Origin of the sequence: Bradyrhizobium diazoefficiens (assembly GCF_016616885.1) — a bacterium.
GTDB lineage: Bacteria > Pseudomonadota > Alphaproteobacteria > Rhizobiales > Xanthobacteraceae > Bradyrhizobium > Bradyrhizobium diazoefficiens_F.
Window position 1 is genome coordinate 3281119 of record NZ_CP067102.1, and the last position, 22928, is coordinate 3304046.

Annotated in this window: 22 protein-coding genes and 1 pseudogene; 10 read left to right on the forward strand and 13 right to left on the reverse strand. The window is 64.5% G+C overall.

The window, feature by feature from the left end; all coding sequences use genetic code 11:
- Positions 1–3: 3 nt before the first annotated feature.
- Together JJC00_RS14945 and JJC00_RS14950 are read right to left on the reverse strand one after the other, a co-directional pair.
- Positions 4–507, reverse strand: coding sequence for a DUF3455 domain-containing protein (locus JJC00_RS14945; RefSeq protein ID WP_200473303.1), 504 nt, complete (start codon positions 505–507; stop codon positions 4–6).
- A gap of 102 nt (positions 508–609) precedes the next feature.
- Complete coding sequence (locus tag JJC00_RS14950; RefSeq protein ID WP_200473304.1) at positions 610–1824, reverse strand: NADP-dependent isocitrate dehydrogenase; 1215 nt, start codon at positions 1822–1824, stop codon at positions 610–612.
- 358 nt (positions 1825–2182) lie between these two features.
- On the opposite strand from JJC00_RS14950, the gene JJC00_RS14955 reads away from it, so the two are divergent.
- Positions 2183–3382 (forward strand): TrmJ/YjtD family RNA methyltransferase, encoded by a 1200-nt coding sequence (locus JJC00_RS14955; protein WP_200473305.1) that lies wholly within the window; start codon positions 2183–2185, stop codon positions 3380–3382.
- Between the two features lie 108 nt (positions 3383–3490).
- Here the strand turns inward: JJC00_RS14955 and JJC00_RS14960 are convergent, their stop codons facing one another.
- The 5 genes and pseudogenes from JJC00_RS14960 to mddA form a co-directional block, all read right to left on the reverse strand.
- Entirely contained in the window at positions 3491–6217 is a 2727-nt protein-coding gene (locus tag JJC00_RS14960; protein WP_200473306.1) for an autotransporter outer membrane beta-barrel domain-containing protein, read from the reverse strand.
- Positions 6214–6663, reverse strand: coding sequence for a hypothetical protein (locus JJC00_RS14965; protein WP_200473307.1), 450 nt, complete (start codon positions 6661–6663; stop codon positions 6214–6216). Before JJC00_RS14965 ends, JJC00_RS14960 begins: the two co-directional genes overlap by 4 nt.
- A gap of 52 nt (positions 6664–6715) precedes the next feature.
- Positions 6716–7012 (reverse strand): annotated as a pseudogene (locus JJC00_RS14970) (hypothetical protein); the annotation flags it as partial.
- A 34-nt stretch (positions 7013–7046) separates the two neighbouring features.
- Positions 7047–8024, reverse strand: coding sequence for an NADPH:quinone oxidoreductase family protein (locus JJC00_RS14975; RefSeq protein WP_200473308.1), 978 nt, complete (start codon positions 8022–8024; stop codon positions 7047–7049).
- Complete coding sequence (mddA, locus tag JJC00_RS14980) at positions 8021–8803, reverse strand: methanethiol S-methyltransferase (RefSeq protein ID WP_200473309.1); 783 nt, start codon at positions 8801–8803, stop codon at positions 8021–8023. The genes JJC00_RS14975 and mddA overlap by 4 nt, the downstream gene beginning before the upstream one ends.
- Positions 8804–8950: 147 nt before the next feature.
- On the opposite strand from mddA, the gene JJC00_RS14985 reads away from it, so the two are divergent.
- Together JJC00_RS14985 and cynS are read left to right on the forward strand one after the other, a co-directional pair.
- Positions 8951–10495, forward strand: coding sequence for an alpha/beta fold hydrolase (locus JJC00_RS14985; RefSeq protein ID WP_200473310.1), 1545 nt, complete (start codon positions 8951–8953; stop codon positions 10493–10495).
- Positions 10496–10561: 66 nt separating this feature from the next.
- Entirely contained in the window at positions 10562–11053 is a 492-nt protein-coding gene (cynS, locus tag JJC00_RS14990; RefSeq protein WP_200473311.1) for a cyanase, read from the forward strand.
- Between the two features lie 60 nt (positions 11054–11113).
- Here cynS and purB read toward each other — a convergent pair whose 3' ends face one another.
- Both purB and JJC00_RS15000 read right to left on the reverse strand, forming a co-directional pair.
- Positions 11114–12577, reverse strand: coding sequence for an adenylosuccinate lyase (purB, locus tag JJC00_RS14995; RefSeq protein WP_246774217.1), 1464 nt, complete (start codon positions 12575–12577; stop codon positions 11114–11116).
- 84 nt (positions 12578–12661) lie between these two features.
- Positions 12662–12985, reverse strand: coding sequence for a DUF1476 domain-containing protein (locus JJC00_RS15000; protein ID WP_200473312.1), 324 nt, complete (start codon positions 12983–12985; stop codon positions 12662–12664).
- A gap of 342 nt (positions 12986–13327) precedes the next feature.
- On the opposite strand from JJC00_RS15000, the gene purC reads away from it, so the two are divergent.
- Together purC and purS are read left to right on the forward strand one after the other, a co-directional pair.
- Positions 13328–14095, forward strand: a complete 768-nt coding sequence (purC, locus tag JJC00_RS15005) for a phosphoribosylaminoimidazolesuccinocarboxamide synthase (protein WP_172782948.1) — start codon at positions 13328–13330, stop codon at positions 14093–14095.
- Positions 14096–14108: 13 nt separating this feature from the next.
- Positions 14109–14351 carry a phosphoribosylformylglycinamidine synthase subunit PurS gene (gene purS, locus JJC00_RS15010; RefSeq protein WP_200473313.1) on the forward strand — a complete coding sequence of 81 codons (243 nt, stop codon included), beginning with the start codon at positions 14109–14111 and terminating at the stop codon, positions 14349–14351.
- A 32-nt stretch (positions 14352–14383) separates the two neighbouring features.
- Here purS and JJC00_RS15015 read toward each other — a convergent pair whose 3' ends face one another.
- Positions 14384–15400, reverse strand: coding sequence for a magnesium and cobalt transport protein CorA (locus JJC00_RS15015; RefSeq protein ID WP_200473314.1), 1017 nt, complete (start codon positions 15398–15400; stop codon positions 14384–14386).
- A 166-nt stretch (positions 15401–15566) separates the two neighbouring features.
- On the opposite strand from JJC00_RS15015, the gene purQ reads away from it, so the two are divergent.
- Positions 15567–16268, forward strand: a complete 702-nt coding sequence (gene purQ, locus JJC00_RS15020; RefSeq protein WP_200473315.1) for a phosphoribosylformylglycinamidine synthase subunit PurQ — start codon at positions 15567–15569, stop codon at positions 16266–16268.
- Positions 16265–17239: a tripartite tricarboxylate transporter substrate binding protein BugD gene (locus JJC00_RS15025; RefSeq protein ID WP_200473316.1), complete on the forward strand. Its 975-nt coding sequence runs from the start codon at positions 16265–16267 to the stop codon at positions 17237–17239. The genes purQ and JJC00_RS15025 overlap by 4 nt, the downstream gene beginning before the upstream one ends.
- A gap of 27 nt (positions 17240–17266) precedes the next feature.
- On the opposite strand, the gene JJC00_RS15030 is transcribed toward JJC00_RS15025, so the two are convergent.
- Positions 17267–17665, reverse strand: coding sequence for a RidA family protein (locus JJC00_RS15030; protein WP_200473317.1), 399 nt, complete (start codon positions 17663–17665; stop codon positions 17267–17269).
- A 138-nt stretch (positions 17666–17803) separates the two neighbouring features.
- Between JJC00_RS15030 and JJC00_RS15035 the strand changes: the two genes are divergently transcribed.
- On the forward strand, positions 17804–18430 hold the full coding sequence (locus JJC00_RS15035) for a TetR/AcrR family transcriptional regulator (protein ID WP_200473318.1): 627 nt from the start codon (positions 17804–17806) through the stop codon (positions 18428–18430).
- Here JJC00_RS15035 and JJC00_RS15040 read toward each other — a convergent pair.
- Positions 18393–18866 (reverse strand): PaaI family thioesterase, encoded by a 474-nt coding sequence (locus JJC00_RS15040; protein ID WP_200474123.1) that lies wholly within the window; start codon positions 18864–18866, stop codon positions 18393–18395. The genes JJC00_RS15035 and JJC00_RS15040 overlap by 38 nt on opposite strands.
- A 183-nt stretch (positions 18867–19049) precedes the next feature.
- Here JJC00_RS15040 and purL point away from each other — a divergent pair, with 183 nt between their 5' ends.
- The gene (purL, locus tag JJC00_RS15045) at positions 19050–21260 is read left to right on the forward strand and encodes a phosphoribosylformylglycinamidine synthase subunit PurL (protein WP_200473319.1); all 2211 of its coding nucleotides are present in this window, start codon (positions 19050–19052) and stop codon (positions 21258–21260) included.
- Between the two features lie 112 nt (positions 21261–21372).
- On the opposite strand, the gene JJC00_RS15050 is transcribed toward purL, so the two are convergent.
- Positions 21373–22563, reverse strand: coding sequence for an acyltransferase family protein (locus tag JJC00_RS15050; RefSeq protein ID WP_200473320.1), 1191 nt, complete (start codon positions 22561–22563; stop codon positions 21373–21375).
- Positions 22564–22751: 188 nt separating this feature from the next.
- Between JJC00_RS15050 and JJC00_RS15055 the strand changes: the two genes are divergently transcribed.
- Positions 22752–22925 (forward strand): DUF1328 domain-containing protein, encoded by a 174-nt coding sequence (locus JJC00_RS15055; protein WP_027534540.1) that lies wholly within the window; start codon positions 22752–22754, stop codon positions 22923–22925.
- Positions 22926–22928: the final 3 nt, after the last annotated feature.

The window sequence follows — 22928 nt, forward strand, 5'->3', positions numbered from 1 at the left end:
CGATCAGTCCTTCTTCAGGAAAATGTAATCGGCCGAGTAGGGCGCGCTCTTGAACTCGCCGGCCTTGTCGCACGCGCCGTCGAGCTTGCCGCCGTGCGTGTTGATGCGCTGGACCGTGGTGACCGGCGTCAGCACGCCGCTGCCGCGGTGGGAGGTGACGTCCAGCTTCAGCCAGGGGATATCGGCAGCCGTTGCGCCGGGCGCGTTGCCGATGACCTTGCCAGTCACGGTGCTGCCGTCGGTGTGCTCCCAGTTCGGGCCGGCATAGTGACGGCCGATCGTCTTGCCTTCGGACAGCAGCGTTGCGATCGGTTCGCGAAACGCCCAGGCGAGCTTGCCGTCGGTGCCGGCCTTGCACTCATAGAGCTGCGCGCCCTCGGCGTGGACGCTCAGCACGACGCTCTCGCCAGGCGCGGCGATGGCCTCGGGCAGCGTCTCCGCGGCAGAAGCCGGCCTGGCCAAGGTGGCGAGCATCAGCAGGCAGGGGGCAGCAAACCTGGTCGACATGGTCGCGTCTCCGCGAAGGGCTCCAATAAAAGCGAACGGGCCGCGTTGAGACGCGGCCCGTGATGATGTCTGGCCCAGTCGGGCGAAATTGCGGTTGCCGGCTTAGGCCGCCAACGCCTTCGTGAGGTTGTCCGCGACCTTGTCGAGGAAGCCCGTGGTCGACAGCCAGCGCTGGTCGGCGCCGACCAGCAGCGCGAGGTCCTTGGTCATGTAGCCTTCCTCGACGGTGTCGACGCAGACCTTCTCCAGCGTGTTCGCGAACTTCGCGAGCTCGGCGTTGTTGTCGAGCTTGGCGCGGTGCGACAGGCCACGGGTCCAGGCGAAGATCGACGCGATCGAGTTGGTCGAGGTCTCCTTGCCCTTCTGGTGCTCGCGGTAGTGGCGGGTCACGGTGCCGTGGGCGGCTTCGGCTTCGACCGTCTTGCCGTCGGGGGTGAGCAGCACCGAGGTCATCAGGCCGAGCGAGCCGTAGCCCTGCGCCACCGTGTCGGACTGGACGTCGCCGTCGTAGTTCTTACAGGCCCAGACATAGCCGCCGGACCATTTCAGCGCCGACGCCACCATGTCGTCGATCAGGCGGTGCTCGTAGGTCAGGCCCTTGGCCTCGAATTCCTTCTTGAACTCGCGGTCGTAGATGTCCTGGAAGATGTCCTTGAAACGGCCGTCATAGACTTTCAGAATCGTGTTCTTGGTCGAGAGATAGACCGGGTAGCCGCGCAGCAGGCCGTAATTCAGCGAGGCGCGGGCGAAGTCGATGATGGAATCATCGAGGTTGTACATTCCCATCGCGACGCCGGCGTCGGGGGACTTGAACACTTCCTTTTCGATGACGGTGCCGTCCTCGCCGACGAACTTCATCGACAGCGTGCCCTTGCCCGGGAACTTGAAGTCGGTGGCGCGGTACTGGTCGCCATAGGCATGGCGGCCGATGATGATCGGCTTGGTCCAGCCGGGAACCAGGCGCGGCACGTTCTTGCAGATGATCGGCTCGCGGAAGATCACGCCGCCGAGAATGTTGCGGATGGTGCCGTTCGGCGACTTCCACATCTGCTTGAGGTTGAACTCCTTCACCCGGGCTTCGTCCGGGGTGATGGTGGCGCACTTGACGCCGACGCCGACCTTCTTGATCGCCTCGGCGGCGTCGATGGTCACCTGATCGTTGGTGTGGTCGCGGTGCTCCATGCCCAGGTCGAAATACTGCAGCTCGACATCCAGGAACGGGTTGATCAGCTTGTCCTTGATGTACTGCCAGATGATCCGGGTCATCTCGTCGCCATCGAGCTCGACGACGGGATTGGATACCTTGATTTTTGCCATGATCGGAGAAGCCCTCTTGGGAACGGCGCCGGCGGCGCCAACGTGAATATCCGGCGCCTCTTAGCACCGCCGCGCGACGGGCGAAAGCCAAGGGATTATGCACTTTTAGCTCATCCAGCTTCCGCAGATGGGGGGCGGGGAGCGGACCCCGCGGTGGGGCGGGTTAAAGTTTCAGGCGAGATTCAAAAGTCGAATCCAACCCGTTATTTCGCTTGAGAATTTTGTCAGGACAGGCAAACGACGGGCGGACCGGCAGCCGGGCTGGGACCGGGGCAAGACCGAGCCCAAGTGCGGCCTTGAATCAATTCCTGAGAGCGCCCTGACAAGGCCTTGAGAACCAGCGTGAAAGCGAGACGAGATGTCCGGCACCGACAAGACCAAGGCAGGGCACGCCCTCGACGGTCCCATCGTGATCCTGGTCGAGCCGCAGCTCGGGGAGAACATCGGCATGGCTGCGCGCGCCATGGGCAACTTTGCCCTGAGCCGCTTGCGCATCGTCAACCCTCGCGACGGCTGGCCCAACATCGCGGCCCAGCGGGCCGCCGCCGGCGCCGACCACATTCTGGAAAAGGTCGAACTGTTCGACACGGTCGAACAGGCGGTTGCCGATCTCGAGCTGCTGTTCGCGACAACCGCGCGCCCGCATGACCAGGCCAAGCCGGTGGTGGGGCCGGAAGCTGCGGCGGCCGAAATCTCCGGGCACGTCGCGACCGGAGGCAAGGCCGGCATCCTGTTCGGGCGGGAGCGATGGGGCCTGACCAACGAGGAGGTCGGGCTCTCCAACCGCATCATCACCTTCCCGGTCAATCCGGGCTTCGCCTCGCTCAACCTCGCGCAGGCCGTGCTGCTGATCGGCTACGAATGGTTCAAGCGGGCGACGTCCGGTGAGTTGCCGCACGCCATGCCCGAGCGCTCCGAGCGCGCCTCGCAGCACCAGATGCAGGCCTTCTTCGACAACCTCATCCGCGAGCTCGATCGCGTGGAATTTTTGCGTCCGGCCGAGAAACGCGACACCATGCTGGTCAACCTGCGCAACATCTTCAGCCGGATGGAGCCGACCAAGCAGGACATGCACACCCTCCACGGCGTGGTGATGGCGATCGCGGAAGGGCGCAAGGGCCCGGCCAAGGGCGGCGTGCTCGACGGCGAGCAGGCCACGCGCCTGCGCGCGCTCTTGGCCGAGCACGGGCAGGGCGGCGGCGTCCCCGACAGTGGCTCGACCGTGCGCGGCCTCGCCCGCCTGCTCCGCCGCAACCCGACCGATGCCGAGCGCCTGCTCTGGCAGGCGTTGACCCGTGATCGCCGCTTCGCAGGTGGGTTCAAGCGCCAGACCCCAGTCGGCCGCCACATCCCGGACTTCGTCTCCTTCCAGCACCGGATCGCGATCGAGCTGGTCAATCCGGGCGAGGGCGAGACGATCGCCGCTGACCGCGCCTCGCGGCGGGCGTGGCTGGAGGCGCGAGATTATCGGGTGCTGGAGATCCGGGCCGCCGATGTGGAGCGGGATATCGAGGCCGAGTTGGTGCGGCTCGAGGGGATGATTACGCAATCGACCTGAGCCCGGACCCGCAACTAACTACTCCCCGATGCGCTGAATTGTCTTGAGGTGCTGTCGAAACCACTCCTCAGAGCTCGTCCATTGCGGCGCCTGCTCCGTCGCTCGCCCTCACCAGGCGTAGCGCATGGTGCCCTTGCCGGCGTAGCTGCGGGTGACGTCGGAGAATTCGCCTTCGAAGGTGGCTGCGAGCGAAAGGCCGTTTGCGAGCTTCACTTCCGCCGATGCTGTGGTGAGCGCCGCATCGTGCGCCTGCGCCGCGCCATTGACCACGAAACTCGCGCCCGGCAGCGCCTGGAAGGTCGCGGCGACGGCGCGGTCGGCGTTGAAGTCGTGCGCCCACGCTGCGCGGCCGCGCAGGGCCAGGATCGCATCGGTGAGCGCGAACGACTTGTCGGCGCGCAGGCCAAGCTCGGAGCGCGTGGCGGTGACGCTCTTCGATGCGTAGCTCAGCGCAAAGGTGTTGGCGCCGGAGAGCACCTGCTCCGCATAGGCCGGCAGGTCGATGGTGGTGAACTGCGCCGCGGCATAGGGCGTCAGGCCAACGCCGCCGGTCCACGGCGCGATGTATCTGTAGCCGCCTTCGAGGCGACCGGACCAGGTGTTGGCATTGAAGCGCGCCTGCAACTGATCGACGCCAGCGATGGTGACGGTGCGATTGGTGGTCACGTCCTGCCAGCCATAGGCCAGCGCGGCGGTGACATAGGCGGGGCCGCTGTTGTGGCGGACGAAGGCGCCGGCCTGGAACAGATCGGAGCGGCCGGTGCCGCCGTTCGCCACCGAGAAGCTGGTGCCACCGCCGGCGAGCGCGAAGCCCGCGACGGTATAGGGCGAGAACCAGTAATCCGCACCGGCCGTGGCGCCGGCGATGCGGCTGGTGGTGGTGTTGGAGCCGAGGGTCGCATTGCCGTCGGTGGCCTGCGAGCCGCCGAAGCCGGCCGCCCACACGCTCCAGCGCGGCCCGTAGACCTGCGCCAGCGGCGCCTTGCGATAAATGGCGGCGTAGGCCTCGCGCGCGGCACCCGTATGGTTGCGGCCAGCGGCATAGGCCAGCGCGTCGCTGTCGGCATAACCCGTCGCACCACCGGGCGATGCAAGCGGATCGCCGCGCCCGGCGACGAACGGATCGGTCAGCACGCCCATGAACAGGTTCATGGCATCGAACGTGGTCTGCTGTGCGCCAACAGGGGTCTCGCCCGAGGCTTGGGTCAGCGCATTGAGCAGCGGATTTCCCGACAGCGCGAACAGCGCGTTGAAACCGGCCGGCATGGCGCCGCCGGCGGTCAGCGCGTTGTCGATTCCCGTCGCGACATTGCGCTGGTTGATGTTGCCGCCGGACACCGCCGGCGACAGCAGGCCGGCATCGAGCGTCAGCAGTACGTCGTTGCCGACATAGCTCAGCCGGGCGTTGCGGGCGAAATTGCTGGCGGCGAGGAAGTCCGCGCCGGAGAAGCTGCCGTTCACGGTGCCCGCGGTCAGGATCGTAAAGGTCGTGGTCGCCGCCACCCGTGTCAGCGGAGCCACCACCACCTTCCCTGCGAGATTGGCGGTGGTGGTGACGATGGTCTTGTCGGCACTGCTGCCCGACACCTGCACCAGGTAGGTCGAGGCCGCGGTCAGCGTCAGGCTGCCGGTCACGGTGAGCGTGCCGATCGAATTGCCTGGCGCCAGCGTGCCGCCATTGACCAGCGTGGTGCCGACAATGCCGTTGCCGCCAAGCGTGCCGCCCGCGTTCACCGTGAGGCTCGACGCCGAGGTGAGATCGCCGTTGACGCCCAGAATGCCGCCATTGACGTTGACCGTGCCGGCATAGGTGCTGGTGCCGGTTAGCGTCCACACCGAACTGTCGATCTTGTTGAAGGTGCCGAAGCCCTGATACTGCGCGGCGGCGCCGAGCTGCGACACGTCGAACGTCGCAGCGGCGCTGCCGCCGAGCTGGAAGGTATCGCTGCCGGTGCCGAGCATGGTGCCCGAGATGACCGAGCCCGCCGCCAGCGTCAGCGTGTTGCCGGTGCCGGAAAACCGGATCGCGTTCGTGCCGCCGCTGATGGTGCCGGCGTTGAACACCGACGAGCCGCCGGCACCGCTAAAAATCCCGTACCCCAGGCCCGAGATGCTGGCGCCGGCATTGTTGGTGACTGCCACACCGGTTTGACCAGAAATAGCGTAGCCGTTGCCGGCAGCGCTGGCGGAGATGGTGCCGGAGTTGGTGACATCGGCAAAGCCGTTGGCAACAATTCCGAATCTCCCGCCGGTGATGACACCACCTGCATTATTGATCACCGTCGCGTCGCTGAAGGCACGGATGGCGGCGCTGACGGCGGAAGACGACTGAGTGGTGATGCTGCCGGAATTGGTGACGTCGACGGAGCCGGCGCTGGTAAAAATTCCGTACTGTCCACCCGCGATGCTGCCGCCGGCGGCGTTGGTCACCGTCGCGTCAGTGCTGGCGAAAATGCCGTAGGTACTCGCACCGGCAATGCTGCCGGAATTGGTGACGTTGGCAAAGCCGCTGCTGGCGACAATTCCGTCCGCGCCGCCGCTGATGCTGGCGCCGGCGTTGTTGGTCACCTTCGCGTCGGTGCCGGCGGCGATGCCGTAAGTGCTCGTGCCGGTGATGCTGCCGGAATTGGTGACGTCGGCAACGGCGTTGGCGGCAATTCCATACTGGCCACCCCTGATGCTGGCGCCGGCGTTGTTGATCACCGTCGCGTTGGTGCCTGACCTGATACCGTAGACGGCCGTGCCGATGATGCTGCCGGAATTGGTGATGTTGACTGAGCCACCGTCAACTCCGGCATTGGCGCCGGTGATGCTGGCGCCGGCATTGTTGGTCACCTTCGCGTCGGTGGTGGCGTCATGCCGTTGTTGCTCGTACCGGTGATGCTGCCGGAATTGGTGACGTCGGCGGAGCCGGCGGCGGCAAGAATTCCGTCCGCGCCGCTGATGCTACCGCCGGTGTTGTTGGTGACCGTTCCGGCCGCGATCCAGATGCCACCGTTGCCGGTGCCGGTGACGCTGCCGCCGCTGCTGACATTGACGGTGAGTCCGGTTTCGGTGCCGGTGCCGTAGCCGGCCGTGCCGGCACTGGTGCCGGGTGCGCCGCCGCCCTGGTCGATGGTGGTGCCGGTGCAGGTCGCCGTCACGCCGTTGGCGGACGCCGGCGTACAATCCGCGTGGGCCACCGAGGCCGTCGCAATCAGGAAGAATGCAATCAGGATGAAAAGACCGGCGGACGCTGATCCAACCGCTTGCCGCCGCAGCGACCTCAACTCTAACAGCATGCCCGCCCACCCGCTCTGCAGCGCCCGGCCTTGTTCGCAACAGGCCGGTTCACGGCTTGACCGGCGTCAGCAGCTCGGCGGCGGATGCTTCCGCGAAGCTGGCGGTCTCCAGTCGTGCAAGCTCGACACCCACCGCGCGCCCGGTGGCGACGACCTTGGCGCCATCGCGAAGCTCCCATGTGCCGTCGTCCGTCGCGATTGGTGCGAGCGGCGTGTCCAGAGGAGGGGGCGCGCGCAGCGTGACCTCGGCCCCGCCAGGAATGTGCTGGGCCAGCCGGCCGCAGACATAGCCGCCGTTGCCGGAGTGCGGAGGGCCGCAAAAGCGCTTGTCGATGATGATCTCGGTCAAAACTGCCTTCCTGTCTTGCTAGGCCACGCGCACACTATCGGATCTTGAGCACAATTCTTCCCTGAACCGTGCGATTGGCGATGGCGCGCATGGCGTCAGCGGCCTCCTCCAAACGGAGGACACGATCGATGTGCGGGCGGATGTTTCCGTCGGCCAGCAATTGCATCAGCGTGTCGTTCATGCGCGCGGCCTCGGCGGAGAATTTCTCCGCCCAGGCGCCGGCGAAGACGCCGATCATGGCATAGTTCTTCAGAAGCGGCAGGTTCATCGGGATCGAGGGAATAGCGCCACTGGTGAAGCCGATCGGCATCAGCCGGCCGCCCCAGTTCATTAGCCGGGCCATCTGCTCGAGGATCGCGCCGCCGATAGTGTCGAAGCCGATGTCGATGCCATGTCCTGACGTGATCGACTTGATGCGGTCGCGCAGATCCTCGCTGCGATAATTGATGACGTCATTGGCGCCGTAGCTGCGCACCAGCGCGGCCTTGTCGTCGGAGCCGACGCCTGCGATGACGTCCAGGCCCAGATGGCGGCCGAGGTCGACGGCGGCGAGCCCGACCCCGCCGGCCGCGCCCGTGATGAACACGGTTTCATCAGCTCGCGCCCGTGCCCGCTCGACCAGCGCATAATAGGCGGTGCCGTAATTGTGCAGCACCGTCGCTGCCGCTTCGAACGCGACGCCGTCAGGCAGGCGCACGCTCTTTGATTCCTTGGCAATCATTCGTTCGGCGTAGCCGCCGGTCCAGCTGCTGCACGCCACGCGATCGCCGGGAGCGAATTTTGTGACCTTGTCGCCGATTGCGACGACGACACCGGATGCTTCCGTGCCGGGCACGAAGGGCAGAGGTGGCCGCATCTGGTAGAGGCCCGAGACCAGCAACTGGTCCATGAAGCTCACCGACGCCGCATGAACGTCGATGAGAATCTCGTCACTCGACGGCTTCGGCTCGGCGATCTCACCGAGCCGCAAATCCTGCGGTCCTGTGAACGAATGGCACTGCACTGCTCTCATCGGGGCGCTCCGACAGGCTTGCGATCTTCCGTGGGACGACGAGCGAACAGACGCGGCACAAGCATGGGAACGCGCCGGCGATAGTCCTGATAGGTCGCGCCGAACTTGGCGATCAGATCCCGCTCCTCGAACTGCAGCGCGACCAGGATGTAGGCGCTGTTGGCGAGCGCGAACAGCAGATGGCCGGCGGTCATCTCGGGCGTGGCCCAGAACGCGAGCAGGAAGCCGAGCATGAGCGGATGCCGCACGATCTTGTAGAACAGGGGTGTCCGGAAAGATTGGCTGGGCATCTCGGCCCCGCGCCACGCGAAGACAGCCTGGCGCAAGCCGAACAGATCGAAATGATCGATCATGTGGGTCGAGGCGAACGCGATCAGCCAGCCGAGCCAGTGCATGCCGGTCAGCAACCAGGCCGCAAGCCCGCTCGCCTGCCAGATCGGCGTCGGGATCGGCCGCCACTGCCAGAACAGCACGAGGAGGATCAGGCTGGAGAGCAGCACGTAAGTGCTGCGCTGGCAGGCCGCGGAAAGGAATTTGGCCGACCATCGTTTGAAGGCGGGGCGCGCCATCACGCTGTGCTGGATGGCAAACAGGCTCATCAGCAGCAGGTTGACGACGATGGCTTCGCTCAAATTCGAAGGACTGCCGATGTCGATCGACTTGTCGATTGACCTGGGCACGACATAATTGCCGACGAAACCGAGCGCATAGAGAAATGAGATCGTGAACAGGGCGTAGCTCACGAGGGCGTAGAGCAGGATGAGGACGCGCGAGACCATGTTTTTTCCTATTGTGCCTGTGACAGCGGTGCCGCATGCAGGAGCCTGAATCGCTCGCTGGCGAAGGGGCTCGATCTGACCCGATGGCTACCGCGCGACCGTCCCCTGTGCGTCCCCCGGGATTGCTGCGAGGAAGGAAGGATATCCATGACGGCTTTCTCGCTCGGGACGTTCGGGTTCCCGGAGGTCCAAGCCGACGGCCGCCCGATCAAGCTTGCCCTGCGCAAGGGGCTTGCGCTGCTCGTCTATCTCGCCGAGGCCAAGGGCGCCGTTGCGCGGGACGTGATCGCCACGCAGTTGTGGCCCGAGGCCGACCGCGAGACTGGGCTGGCGCGATTGCGGCGCCTGCTTCATCGCATCGAACTCGCGCTTGGCGAGCCGGTCTTCGAGACCGACCGCACCAGCGTGCGATGGTCGTCGGAGACCGAATTGAAGGTCGACTCGCATCTGTTCGAGAGCGCCTGCGACCACGGCGCGTTTGAACAGGCCTGCCAGATTTATCGGGGCGACTTCCTGGCCGGTTTCTCGCCGGAGGACTCCCCCGAATTCGACGATTGGGCGTTCTTTCGCCGCGAGGCGTTGCGGGGGCGGCTCGTGCATGCGCTGGAGCGGCTCGTGCAGGACAAGAATGCCGCCGGCGATCATTTTGCCGCGACCGCGCATGCGGGGCGTCTGGTCGAGCTCGATCCGCTCAGCGAAGTCTATGGCCGGCATCTGATCCGGAGCCTGCTGCTATCAGGCGACCGCAGCGCCGCGGAGAGGCATCACGCCGCGCTGGCGCAGCGGCTGCGCGACGAGCTTGGTGTTGCGCCGGAAGCCGAGACCGAAGCGCTAATGAGCCCCGCCACCGCGCCGCATGCGCTTCCGACGACGCGCTACGTCAAGGGGGCTGGCGTGCATCTGGCGTATCAGACCTACGGCAGCGGATCGCTCGATATCCTGGTCATGCCCGGCTTCGTCTCGCATGTGGAGCGCGCCTGGGAGCATCCCGCAAGCCGGACATTTCTGGCGTCATTGATGAAGCTCGGGCGCCTGATCGTTTTCGATCGCCGCGGCATCGGGCTGTCCGACCGCGTCGGCTCGGCGCCTGACATCGATGTCACCGCGGAGGATATCGGCACCGTACTGCGGGCTGCGGGCTCGCGTCGCGTCGTGCTGTTCGGCGCCTCCGAATGCGGGCCCGCCTGCGTCAAATTCGCGGTCGATGACCCCAGCCGCGTTGCCGGGCTCATTCTGTTCGGTGCGTTGGCCAAGGGCTGCTGGGCGGAAGACTATCCGCACGCGCTGCGCGCCAGCCAGTATGATGCCTGGAGCAAGCATCTCATCGCGCAATGGGGCGGCCCGGTCGGGATCGAAGCTTTTGCGCCGAGCCTTGCGAGCGATCCGCAGGCGCGCGCCTGGTGGGCGGGGCTGTTGCGCGCGGCGTCCAGTCCCGGCGGCATCTCGGCCGTGCTCGAAGCATTTCGCGACGCCGATGTGCGGCACCTGCTGCCGCAAATCACCGTGCCGACCTTGGTGCTGCACCGGCGCGACGACAAGGCCGTGCGTATCGCGGCCGGCCGCGACGTGGCGAGCCGGATCAGGGATGCGCAATTCGTCGAGCTCGACGGCCATGATCGCTGGTTCTTTGCCGGCGATCAGCAGCCGGTGCTGGAGTCGATCAGGCGATTTACGGAAACTCTGAAGCCCTAAGCCTCATTTATTGGCACGTTTCGTGCCTCCAGGCCCGTCACGTGCCTAACCAAAGGAGACCCTGACATGAAACGCGAAGACCTCACCGAGAAGCTGCTCGACATCAAGCGCGAGAAGGGCTGGAGCTGGAAACATATCTGCGAGAAGATCGGCGGCTATTCCGAGGTGCTGATCGTTGGCGCGATCATGGGACAGATGAAGCTGACCAAGCCGCAGGCGGCCAATGCCGGCGAGCTGTTCGGCCTGTCGAAGACCGAGACCGCGATGCTCAACGAGGTGCCGATGCGCGGTACCGGCACGCCGATGCCGCCGACCGATCCGCTGATCTACCGCTTCTACGAGATGGTGATGGTGAATGGCCCGGCCTGGAAGGCGCTAATCGAAGAAGAGTTCGGCGACGGCATCATGTCGGCGATCGACTTCGACATGGCGATCGAGCGTGTCGCCAACCCGAAGGGTGACCGCGTCAAGATCACGATGTCAGGCAAATTCCTGCCGTACAAATATTACGGCGCCAGCGGCAATGTGCCGGAGTATGGATTTAAAGAGGGCGAATAGCGAATGGCGAGTAGCGAGTGGAATTTCTTCTCCATTCGCTACTCGCTACTCACCATTCGCTTACAAAATCGCGCCCGGCATGTAGCTGGCCGCTTCAGGCTTCGCTTTCGCCAGCGCGTCAACCTGCTCGGCGAAATAGTCGACCTGGGCGCCGGCATCGCCGGAATTGGCGCGACCGTGATCGAGCACGCGCTGCAGCTCGGCTTCGCTTAGGCCGAGTCGCTGATCGGCGGCGAGGCGCTGGAGTAAGTCGTTCTGCACGATCTTGCCGGTGCGCAGGTCGCGGATGGCGGCGACCGCGTGCTCCTTGATCGCCTCATGCGCGCCTTCGCGGCCGGCGCCCTTCTTCACCGCTTCCATCATCACCGTGGTGGTTAGCAGGAAGGGCAGATAGCGGTTGAGCTCTGTCGCGACGACGGCGTCGAACACTTCCATCTGGTCGAGCACGGACAGCAGGGTTTCGAGCAGGCCGTCCATGGCGAGGAAGGCATCGGGCAGCATGACGCGGCGGACGACCGAGCAGGAGACGTCGCCTTCGTTCCACTGATCGCCGGCAAGGCCGGCGGCCATGGCGAGATAGCCCTTCAGCACGACATGCAGGCCGTTGATGCGCTCGCAGGAGCGGCTGTTCATCTTGTGCGGCATCGCCGACGAGCCGACCTGGCCCTTGGCAAAACCCTCGCTGGCGAGCTCGTGGCCCGCCATCAGACGTAACGTCTTGGCGAAATTGCCGGGACCGCTGGCGAGCTCGGTCAGCACGCTGACCGCGCGGAAGTCGAGGCTGCGCGGATAGACCTGGCCGACCGCATCGAAACTCCTGGGCAGGCCGAGGTGGACGAGAATGCGCTGCTCGAGCGCGCGGGCCTTGCCGGCATCGCCGTTGAACAAAGTGATCTGATCGAGCCGGGTGCCGACCGCGCCCTTCAGGCCGCGCGCGGGATAGGTGTCGAGCACGTTGACCAGGCTCTGATGCGACACCAGCATCTCCTCGCCGAACATGGCGATGCGCTTGCCGAGCGTCGTGACCTGCGCGGCGACGTTGTGCGTGCGCGCGGTGAACGGCATGTCGCGCAATTGCTTTGCATGCCTGGCAAAGCGAATGAGCGCGGCGATGCTCTTGGTCTCGACGAGCTGGAGCCCGCGGTAGACCTGCAACTGCTCCACGTTCTCGGTGAGGTCGCGGCTGGTCATGCCCTTGTGCAGGTGCTCATGACCGGCCAGATCGCAAAACTCCTCGATCCGCGCCTTGACGTCGTGGCGGGTGATGCGCTCGCGTCGCATGATGGAGTCCAGGTCGACCTGGTCCTTCACGCGTTCGTAAGCCTCGATCACGCCATCGGGCACGGGAATGCCGAGATCGCGCTGGCCTTTCAGCACGGCGATCCAGTAGTCGCGTTCGAGACGAACCTTGCCCTCGCCACTCCAGATGGCGCGCATGGCGGGCGAGGCATAGCGTTGGGCGAGAACGTTGGAAATGTGATCTTGGGTGCGATCTTGGGTGCGATCCTGGGACATGCCGCCCATTTGGCATTGCCAGGGGCCGGCTGCAAGCCCGAGAGGCCGAGCGGCGGGGGCCTCCCATTGGCCATCCGCCGCTCGTTGTTAAGCTTACTTCCCGGCCTTCACCTCGGCGGCCGCGACGGCGATCAGCTCGCTCATCTTGCCGCGAATCGCCTGTTCGGTGACGGCGACGTTCCTGGCGGCGAAATCGGCCATGATCTTGCGCAGGACCTCGCCATCGCCGGCCTCCTCGAAATCGGCCGCGACGACCTCCTTGGCATAGGCGGCGGCGGCTTCGCCTGATATTCCGAGCTTTTCGGCCGCCCACAGCCCCAGCAACCGGTTACGGCGGGCCTCGGCCCTGAATTTCTGCTCCTCGTCGAGGGCGAACTTCTTCTCAAAGCCTTCCTCGCGCTTGTTGATTTCGCTCATGCGTCTTCCGTTTCCCTGCTGGCTGGACGTGGCGACCCTCGTTGCGAGGACGCCGGCGCATGCCTAGATAGGGGGCACAGTCGGCGAAACAACGAGCCGCAAAGCCGCAGGCAAGGCGGTATAAGTCAGCGTCGGATGGGCCGGATCGATTGTGCTGGGACAGCCAATCGGATAGGTTGCCTAAAGGCTTGGTTCCCGTTCTGTTTCCTTGGAATTTTCCTTAGAATTTTCCTTCGGTTTCAGATGGGTTCCGGGTCGTTCACGGCAGCTCCGCTGTGGGTCGTAACCTGGTAACCGGAGCACACCAAATACATGGATTTCAACAAAACACGGTACATCCCAATGAGCCGTCGGCGTCGCATTTATGAAGGCAAGGCAAAGGTTCTTTACGAAGGTCCGGAGCCCGGTACCCTGATCCAGCACTTCAAGGATGACGCCACCGCGTTCAATGCGAAGAAGCATCAGGTGATCGAGGGCAAGGGTGTCCTCAACAACCGGATCTCGGAGTACCTGTTTCAGCACCTCAACGACATCGGGGTGCCGACCCACTTCATCCGCCGCCTCAACATGCGCGAGCAGTTGATTCGCGAGGTCGAGATCGTGCCGCTCGAGGTGGTGGTGCGGAACGTCGCCGCCGGCTCGCTGTCGCAGCGCCTCGGCATCGAGGAGGGCACCCAGCTGCCCCGTTCGATCATCGAATTCTATTACAAGAACGACCAGCTCAACGACCCCATGGTGTCGGAAGAGCACATCACCGCCTTCGGCTGGGCCACGCCGCAGGAGATCGACGACATCATGGCGCTCGCCATCCGTGTCAACGATTTCCTCACCGGCCTCTTCCTCGGCATCGGCATCCGCCTCGTCGACTTCAAGATGGAGTGCGGGCGGCTGTTCGAAAACGAGATGATGCGCATCATCGTCGCCGACGAGATCTCGCCGGATAGCTGCCGTCTGTGGGACATCAAGTCGAACGAGAAGCTCGACAAGGATCGTTTCCGCAGGGATCTCGGTGGCCTGCTCGAGGCCTATACCGAAGTCGCCAAGCGTCTCGGCATCCTCATGGAGAACGAGCGCCCGCAGGGCACCGGTCCGGTGCTGGTGAAGAGCTGAAGAGGATTGTGACGTGAAGGCACGTGTTACCGTTACGTTGAAAACGGGCATCCTCGATCCGCAAGGCAAGGCGATCGAGGGTGCGCTGAAGTCGCTCGGCGTCGACGGCGTCGCCAGCGTTCGTCAGGGCAAGGTGTTCGACATCGAGCTCGCCGGCGCCGACAAGGCCAAGGCCGAAGCCGCGCTGAAGGACGCCGCCGACAAGCTGCTGGCGAATACCGTGATCGAGAATTATCGGGTCGAGGTCCTAAGCTAGGGGCGACCGCGCGACGCGCGTTCGCCGCGCCCTCACAGCCACCCCACGCGGCGGAAGCGCCAGTACAGGCCGGCGCAGGTGAGCGCCATCATTCCCATCACGACGAAGTAGCTGTACTCCCATTGCAGCTCGGGGATGTATTTGAAATTCATCCCGTAGATGCCGGCAACGGCGGTCGGCACGGCGATGATGGCAAGCCATGAGGCCAGCTTCTTGGAGACCGCGGTCTCCTGGGCCTGGCCGACCAGAAGGCTCGCCTCGAACGCAAACGCCAGCACCTCGCGCATCGAATCGATGCGTTCCTGAATGTTGCGCACATGATCGGTGACGTCGCGAAACAGCGGCTGCATGGTCGCGCGCACCATCGGCAAATTGTCGTGCTCGAGCCGGCGGCAGACTTCCACCAGCGGCCCGATCGCGTTGCGTAGCCGCAGCAGATCGCGGCGAAGCATATAGAGCCGTTCGATCTGCTCCCGCGTCATCGGATTGGCGAGCACGTCGTCCTCGATCTGTTCGACCTCCTCGTGGATCGTTTCCAGCACGGGTGAGTAGTTGTCGACGATGAAATCGAGGATGGCATAGAGGATGTAGTCCTCGCCGCGCGCCAGCGCCCGGGGGCAGCTTTCGCAGCGTTCGCGGACCGGCGTGTAGGACGTCGAAGCGCCGTGGCGCACCGAGACCAGATAGCCTTCGCCGATGAAGATGTGCGTCTCGCCGAAGGCAATCCGGCCCTCGATCAGCTGCGAGGTCCGCGCCACGATGAACAGGGCCTCGCCATATTGCTCGATCTTCGGCCGCTGATGGGCGTTGTTGGCGTCCTCGATGGCGAGGTCGTGCAGGTCGAACTGCTTCTGCACGGCGCCGAGCAGCGCCATGTCGGGCTCGTGAAGGCCTATCCACACCACATGGCCGGGCTTGGCCCGCCAGCTCGAGGCTTCGCTGACGGCGATATTGGCGACGCGCCGGCCGTCGACATAGGCACCGGCAGCAACGACGCCCTCGGTGGACACCGGTTCAGAGGGGAATGCGGGCAGCGACGGGACATTCATGGCTTCAATCCCGGGGTAAATCGCGCGGCCGGACGCCGTGGCTATGGCCTGTGCACAAGGCGGTTTGGCAAGGCTAGCACTGGTAAAATCCCCGTCAAATGGCTATGTCTCCAGGCGAATTGGCCCTCTGGCCAGTCCGATTCCCGTCACCGTCGGAACCCGAAGCATGAAAGCCGCCATCCTCGTCTTTCCCGGAATCAACCGCGAGCGCGACATGGCGCGCGCATTGAGGCTGATCTCCGGCAACGAGCCCGCGATGGTGTGGCACGCCGAGACCTCGCTGCCCGCGGGCACCGATCTCGTGGTGGTGCCGGGCGGTTTCTCTTACGGCGATTATTTGCGTTGTGGTGCGATTGCGGCGCGGGCGCCGGTGATGGACGCGGTGCGCAACTATGCGGCCAAGGGCGGCCTCGTGCTCGGCGTCTGCAACGGCTTTCAGATCCTCTGCGAATCCGGCCTCTTGCCGGGCGTGCTGATGCGCAATGCGCGGCTGAAATTCATCTGCAAGGACGTGCATCTGCGCGTCGAGCGCTCCGACACGCCGTTCACCCGCGGCTACAATGCGGGCCAGGTGATCCGCGTCCCGGTCGCGCATGGCGAGGGCAATTACGAAGCGGACGAAGAGACCATCAAGCGCATCGAAGGCGAGGGGCGGGTGCTCTATCGCTACTGCGCGGCCGACGGTGCCGTCGATGAGAGCCACAACATCAACGGCGCGGCGCATTCCATCGCCGGCCTCGTCAACGACAAGGGCAACGTGCTCGGCATGATGCCGCACCCGGAAAACCACGTCGAAGACATCATGGGCTGCACCGACGGCCGCGGCCTGTTCGCAGGCCTCACCGCGCATCTGGAAAAGGCCGCGTGATTTCGTTCGTGGTGAAGCGTGCTCTCGCCGCGATCGCGGCGCTGTCGTTTGCGACGGTTGCGTTTGCGCAGGATTTCCCAAAGCGTCCGATCACCATGATCGTGCCGTTCGCGGCCGGCGGCACCTCGGACGTGATCGCGCGCACGGTCGCAGAGCAGATGGGCGTGGCGCTCGGCCAGTCCATCGTGATCGAGAACGTTGCCGGGGCCGGTGGCTCGACCGCGCTGGCGCGTGCCTCCCGCGCCGAGCCGGACGGCTACACCATCGCGATCGGCAATGCCGGCACCAATGCCGCGACCTACACGATCTATCCCAAGCTCCCGTTCACGCCGGACTCCTTCGCGCCGACTGCGATGGTTGCGAAGACATTCGGCATCGTCGCGCTGCGCAAGGATTTTCCGGCGAAGGATCTGAAGGAGTTCATCGCCTACGCCAAATCCAATCCGGGCAAGATCAATCTCGGCCATGCCGGCGTCGGCTCGTCGAACTACCTCATCTGCAAGAGCTTCGTGACGGCCGCCGGCATCGACGCGACGCTGGTCGGCTATCGCGGTGCTTCGCCCGCGCTGACGGATGTGATCGGCAGCCAGATCGACGGCGTCTGCGATGCCGCGGCCTCCGTGTCGCAGTCGATCAACGACAAGCTGGTGAGAGGGCTCGTGGTCGGCTCGACAGTGCGGCTCACGACGCTGCGTGATCTGCCGACCTCCGCTGAAGCCGGCCTGCCCGAATTCGAGGCGCAGGGCTGGAACGGCCTGTTCGCGCCCAAGGGCACGTCGCCGGCCGTCATCGCCAAGCTGAACGCGGCTGCGCGCACGGCCGTGGAAACCGACGCGGTGAAGAAGCGTTTTGCCGACCTTTCGACCGTCGCGCCCGATCCCGACGAGCACACGCCCGAGGTCCTCCAGAAGCTCGTAACGCGCGACGTCGAGAAATACCGGAAGATGCTGGCTGATGACGTCAAGCCCTAGGCGCCTCCAGCATTGCCGGGAGAGGCTTTAGGCGGCTGAAGGAATCCGGGCGACGACCTTGATCTCGAAGTCGAACCCGGCAGGCCAATTCACGCCAACAGCCGTCCAGTTCGGATAGGGCGCGTCACCAATCTCCGCGCTGCGGACAGCCATCACCGTTTCGACCTGCTTGTCGGGATCGGTGTGAAACGTGGTGACATCCACCACATCGTCCAGCGTGCATCCGGCAGCTGCGAGCACGGCGCGCAAATTGGCGAACGCACGCCGGACCTGGTCCTCGAACACCGGCTCGGGTGAGCCGTCCTCACGACTGCCGACCTGCCCTGAGACGAAGAGCAAGTCGCCGGACCGGATCGCCGGGGAATACCGATGCGCCTGGTAAAGCGCATGGCGGTTAGCGGGAAAGATGGCCTCGCGTTGGGGCATGTCTTGAGCCTTTCGACAGAACGGTGGAGCAGACGGCCGAATTGCCATGCGGCGCCGGCCGTGACATCATTCATATACGCTTCGTATGTGAGATGTCGCTCACATACGGGGCGTATGTCAACCAGAAACCGAGCGAGCATGGTCGAGGGAAAGCGCGCCGCAGCCATGGCGGAAAATCGGAGCCAGCTCATCCGCGCCGCGCGCAAGGCGTTCGCCACGCAAGGTTATGCAGACGCGTCGATGGATGAGCTGACGGCCTCGGTCGGCCTGACGCGGGGCGCGCTCTATCACAATTTCGAAGACAAGAAGGGACTGCTCTGGGCCGTCATCGAGCAGATCGACGGCGAAATGGCGGAACGGCTCCGTGCGATCCGGGAGCAAGCGCCCACCTTGTGGCAAGGCCTGCTCGCAGAGGGCAGCGCCTATATCGAAATGGCGCTCGATCCTGAGATTCAGCGCATCATGCTTCTGGATGGGCCTGCCGTACTCGGTGATCCATCCAAATGGCCCGGCGAGAACGCCTGCCTGGACATCACCATGCGAACGATCCGTTCACTGATCGACGAGAAGGTGGTGAAGCCTGTGGATGTTGAAGCGGCGGGGCGATTGCTGAACGGCGCCGCGCTCAGTGCCGCATTATGGGTCGCCGCAGCCGACGATCCGAAAGCCGTGCTGAACAAGGCCGTGGACGCATTTCGACAGTTGGCGAGCGGATTGCTGCTTGATGCTAAGTGTTCGGTTGAGACTTCCGCTTCACCCGCTTGATCGTGCCGGAGAACGTGAACAGCGGCCGGCCGGCCGAGGTCAGCTTGCCGCGCAGGAAGATCAGCGAGCCGCCCGCGCGGGACACTTCGCCTGTGCATTCGACCCGCTCGCCCTCGCGCGCCGCTTCGAGGAAATCGCAGGCGAAATTGGTGGTCACGGCCGGGCCGTCCAGCTCGTGGGTGGCTATGGCGAACAGGCAATAGTCCGCGAAGGCCATGAAGCAGCCGCCATGGACGTTCCCGGAGCCGTTGAGGTGCTTTTTCTCGACCCGGAACGCTGAGCGGACGCTGCCGTCGTCCTCGATCTTATGCCAGAACGGACCGATATGGCTCTCAAAACTGTCGCGAATCCAGGTCCGCCAGCCCTTGAACTCGCCCTCGGTGGCGACGTGCAGGTCGGGACGGCGGGTAGAGGGGGCTTTGGTCAATTCGTGCAAGGACATGGGCCTTCAATTGCGGGTCGTTAGCCCTTAAATCCGATCCGTCAGCGCCTTGCAATTCCTGTTCCCGCATCCTCCGGCCGCAAAATGCGGGACAGCGGGAAAATGCGCCATAAAGGGCTTTTCGTGAGCCCCCGATGTTCCTAAGAACGGCCAAAGCCCGCCGAAAGCCCAAAATCCATGAAGAACGAACCAAAGATCACCCCCGAATTGGTTGCCGCCCACGGGCTCAAGCCCGACGAGTACGAGCGCATCCTGGAGCTGATCGGGCGGGAGCCGACCTTCACCGAGCTCGGCATCTTCTCGGCGATGTGGAACGAGCACTGCTCGTACAAATCCTCGCGCATCCACCTGAAGGGGCTGCCGACCAAGGCGCCCTGGGTGATCCAGGGCCCCGGCGAGAACGCCGGCGTGATCGACATCGGCGATGGCCAGGCCGTGGTCTTCAAGATGGAGAGCCACAACCACCCGAGCTACATCGAGCCCTATCAAGGCGCGACCACCGGCGTCGGCGGCATCTTGCGCGACGTCTTCACCATGGGCGCGCGTCCGATCGCCTGCCTGAACGCGCTGAGTTTTGGCGCGCCCGAGCATGCCAGGACCCGGCACCTAGTGTCCGGCGTCGTCGCCGGTGTCGGCGGCTACGGCAATTCCTTCGGCGTGCCGACCGTCGGCGGCCAGGTGCGCTTCCACACCCGCTATGACGGCAACATCCTCGTCAACGCGATGGCGGTGGGTCTCGCCGATGCCGACAAGATCTTCTATGCGGCCGCCTCCGGCGTGAACATGCCGATCGTCTATCTCGGCTCCAAAACGGGCCGCGACGGCATCCACGGCGCCTCGATGGCCTCGGCCGAGTTCGACGACAAGTCCGAGGAGAAGCGCCCGACCGTGCAGGTCGGCGATCCCTTCGCCGAAAAACTTCTGCTCGAGGCCTGCCTCGAGATCATGGAGAAGGGCTGCGTCATCGCGATCCAGGACATGGGCGCGGCGGGCCTGACCTGCTCGGCGGTCGAGATGGGCGCCAAGGGCGACCTCGGCGTCGACCTCGATCTCGACGCGGTGCCGACCCGCGAGACCGGCATGAGCGCCTACGAGATGATGCTCTCGGAGAGCCAGGAGCGCATGCTCATGGTGCTCAAGCCCGAGAAGGAAAAGGAAGCCGAGGCGATCTTCAAGAAGTGGGGCCTCGACTTCGCCGTGGTCGGCTACACCACGCCGAGCAAGCGTTTCGTGGTCAAGCATGGCGGCGACGTCATGGCCGATCTGCCGATCAAGGAGCTCGGCGACGAGGCGCCGCTCTATGACCGTCCGCATGTCCCCTCCGCCGCGCTGCCGATCGTGCATGCGCGCGAGGTGCCGGCCCCGATCACGCTCGGTGCGGCGCTGGAGAAGCTGATCGGCACGCCCGACATGTGCAGCAAGCGCTGGGTCTGGGAGCAGTACGACCACGTCATCCTCGGCAACACCATGCAGCGCCCCGGTGGCGACGCCGCGGTCGTGCGCGTGCAGGACGGGCCAAAGGGCCTGGCGCTGACCGTCGACGTCACGCCGCGCTATTGCGAGGCCGATCCGTTTGAGGGCGGCAAGCAGGCCGTGGCGGAAGCCTGGCGCAACATCACGGCGGTCGGCGGCAAGCCGCTCGCGATCACCGACAATCTCAACTTCGGCAATCCCGAGCGCCCCGAGATCATGGGCCAGTTCGTCGGCTGCCTGAAGGGCATCTCGGAAGCGTGCCGCACGCTCGACTTCCCGGTCGTCTCAGGCAACGTCTCGCTCTACAACGAGACCAACGGCCGCGCGATCCTGCCGACGCCCTCGATCGGCGGTGTCGGCCTGCTCGACGATTTCACCAAGTCGGCCTCGCTCGCGTTCAAGGCCGAGGGCGAGGCGATCCTCCTGATCGGCGACACCCATGGCTGGCTCGGCCAGTCCGTTTATCTGCGCGACATCTGCGGTCGCGAGGAGGGCGCGCCGCCGCCGGTCGACCTCGCTGCCGAAAAGCGCAACGGCGACTGCGTGCGCGGCATGATCCATGCAGGCACCGCGACCGCCGTGCACGACCTCTCCGACGGTGGCCTGCTGATCGCGCTCGCCGAAATGGCGATGGCCGGCGGTCTCGGCGCGAAGCTGCTGGCTGCGCCGACTTCGCTTGTCTCGCACGGCTATTGGTTCGGCGAGGACCAGGCGCGCTATCTCGTCACCGTGCCGGAAACGGAAGCCGGCCGCGTGCTCGCCAAGATGCGCGGCTGCGAGGTACCCTGCGTGCGGATCGGCACCACCGGTGGCGATGCGATCGCGATCGCGGGCGAGACGCCCGTGTCGATCGAGAGCTTGCGGAGGTCGCACGAGCATTGGCTGCCGGATTATATGGGCGGGAAGACGGCGTAAGCTGTTTCCGCATTCTCCGTCATTGCGAGCGAAGCGAAGCAATCCAGAATCTCTCCGCGGAGACAGCCTGGATTGCTTCGCTACGCTCGCAATGACCGGGGGATGGCGTACCCTACAATATCCGCGTTGCCCCGGGGATCTGGCGCAAGGCGCGCGTCAGCGCCCAACTGAACGCGACTGTCAGCACGAATCCAACCGTCGCCTTGACGATCGCTGGCAGGTCATAGTCGAACAGCAAGTATTGCAGCCAAAGCGCGATCGGGTAGTGCACCAAAAACATGCCATAGGCGTCCGCCTGCATCGGATCGAGTAGTCTGGCCGAACCCGATTGTTTGAACCGCTGGAAGAAGGCCAGGATCAGAAACATGATGGCCACGCTGAAGACAGCGAAGCAGGCGGCATAGAGCCCCTCATACCAGTTCGGCAGCGGTGACGGATTTCCGAGTATCACTCGCTTGATGAAGATCAGCACCCAGAGCAGGCAATACGGAACGATTGCCAGGACCATCCAGTCCCAGCTCACCTTGGCCATCCTGCCTTCAGCCGAGAGCAATCCGCGATCCATATTCGCAACGCCGATGCCGGCGCCGAAAAAGAAGTAGGTCGCATAGAGCATCACGCGCCCATGCTGGACCGAAAACGGCCCGAACTCGAGCCAGCTGCTTGGCCCAAAATACATCAGCCCGGGAACGTAGAACGCCGCGGTGACGGCAAGCATGACCGCGAAGAACACCGCGGGCCGGCGGCGGCCGTGCAGCGACAGGCGATTGATCGGATCGAGCAGGTTGGGCGACAGACGATGCAGGATGCAGGCAACCACGTCGAAGCCAAGCAGGACCCAGAGGAACCAGATCGGCCCGCTCGGCCACGGGCCCTTCGTGACCATATTCCACCAGTACTCCGAGAAGCCGATCTCGGGATTTTGCCGGAGCGAGATGGCGTAGTAGGCGAGTGGAATGATCGTGAATGCGCAGATCACGAACGGCAGCCCAAGCCGCAGCAGGCGATCTGCCAAATAGCTCAGCGCTCCCTTGCGGGCGATGCCTGACCACGCAAACAAGCCCGACAGGAAGAAGAACATCGCCATGAAGAAGCTGTCGGTGGCGAGTACGATCATGTCGAAGCTGAAGAAGAACTTCGGGTCGGTGTGACCGAAATAGGTATAGGGGATGACGGCATGGTGCAGCAGCACCACCAGCGTCAGGAAGGTGCGGGCGCGATCGAGCGACAGGTTGCGTGTCTTGCTTTTTGGCGAGGCATGCGCTTCGGCGCCAATCGTCGCTGACTGTGAGATCGTGCTCATGGTGGCCCCCGGTTGTGTCTCTGTCCCCTGCACGACTCTGCCGCCCGGAACCGAATTCAGCAAGCCCAGTTTGGGCCATTCGTTGCACCGGCCGGTACCCTCAGGAACCAGTTCCGGGTGGCGAAGTTAGCGTTCACGAAATGCTTGAGGGCCGCCAAAAGGCGGCACAGACGCGGCGGAGCTGGCGAATGACGATCCTGAAATGGGCGCTGATCTTCCTGTTGATCTCGATTGTGGCAGGTGTGCTCGGCTTCACCGGCATCTCGGCCGCCTCCGCCGACATCGCGCGCTTCCTGTTCTACATCTTCGTCGTGATCTTCCTGGTGCTGCTGATACTCGGGCTCACGATCTTCAGGGCGTAACGG

Excerpts from the sequence above, each read along its gene's own strand:
- JJC00_RS14945 (WP_200473303.1), bottom strand. The coding sequence starts at position 507 with ATGTCGACCAGGTTTGCTGCCCCCTGCCTGCTGATGCTCGCCACCTTG.
- JJC00_RS14950 (WP_200473304.1), bottom strand. The coding sequence starts at position 1,824 with ATGGCAAAAATCAAGGTATCCAATCCCGTCGTCGAGCTCGATGGCGAC.
- JJC00_RS14955 (WP_200473305.1), top strand. The coding sequence starts at position 2,183 with ATGTCCGGCACCGACAAGACCAAGGCAGGGCACGCCCTCGACGGTCCC.
- JJC00_RS14965 (WP_200473307.1), bottom strand. The coding sequence starts at position 6,663 with ATGCTGTTAGAGTTGAGGTCGCTGCGGCGGCAAGCGGTTGGATCAGCG.
- JJC00_RS14975 (WP_200473308.1), bottom strand. The coding sequence starts at position 8,024 with ATGAGAGCAGTGCAGTGCCATTCGTTCACAGGACCGCAGGATTTGCGG.
- mddA (WP_200473309.1), bottom strand. The coding sequence starts at position 8,803 with ATGGTCTCGCGCGTCCTCATCCTGCTCTACGCCCTCGTGAGCTACGCC.
- JJC00_RS14985 (WP_200473310.1), top strand. The coding sequence starts at position 8,951 with ATGACGGCTTTCTCGCTCGGGACGTTCGGGTTCCCGGAGGTCCAAGCC.
- cynS (WP_200473311.1), top strand. The coding sequence starts at position 10,562 with ATGAAACGCGAAGACCTCACCGAGAAGCTGCTCGACATCAAGCGCGAG.
- purB (WP_246774217.1), bottom strand. The coding sequence starts at position 12,577 with ATGGGCGGCATGTCCCAGGATCGCACCCAAGATCGCACCCAAGATCAC.
- JJC00_RS15000 (WP_200473312.1), bottom strand. The coding sequence starts at position 12,985 with ATGAGCGAAATCAACAAGCGCGAGGAAGGCTTTGAGAAGAAGTTCGCC.
- purC (WP_172782948.1), top strand. The coding sequence starts at position 13,328 with ATGAGCCGTCGGCGTCGCATTTATGAAGGCAAGGCAAAGGTTCTTTAC.
- JJC00_RS15015 (WP_200473314.1), bottom strand. The coding sequence starts at position 15,400 with ATGAATGTCCCGTCGCTGCCCGCATTCCCCTCTGAACCGGTGTCCACC.
- purQ (WP_200473315.1), top strand. The coding sequence starts at position 15,567 with ATGAAAGCCGCCATCCTCGTCTTTCCCGGAATCAACCGCGAGCGCGAC.
- JJC00_RS15030 (WP_200473317.1), bottom strand. The coding sequence starts at position 17,665 with ATGCCCCAACGCGAGGCCATCTTTCCCGCTAACCGCCATGCGCTTTAC.
- JJC00_RS15035 (WP_200473318.1), top strand. The coding sequence starts at position 17,804 with ATGGTCGAGGGAAAGCGCGCCGCAGCCATGGCGGAAAATCGGAGCCAG.
- purL (WP_200473319.1), top strand. The coding sequence starts at position 19,050 with ATGAAGAACGAACCAAAGATCACCCCCGAATTGGTTGCCGCCCACGGG.
- JJC00_RS15050 (WP_200473320.1), bottom strand. The coding sequence starts at position 22,563 with ATGAGCACGATCTCACAGTCAGCGACGATTGGCGCCGAAGCGCATGCC.
- JJC00_RS15055 (WP_027534540.1), top strand. The coding sequence starts at position 22,752 with ATGACGATCCTGAAATGGGCGCTGATCTTCCTGTTGATCTCGATTGTG.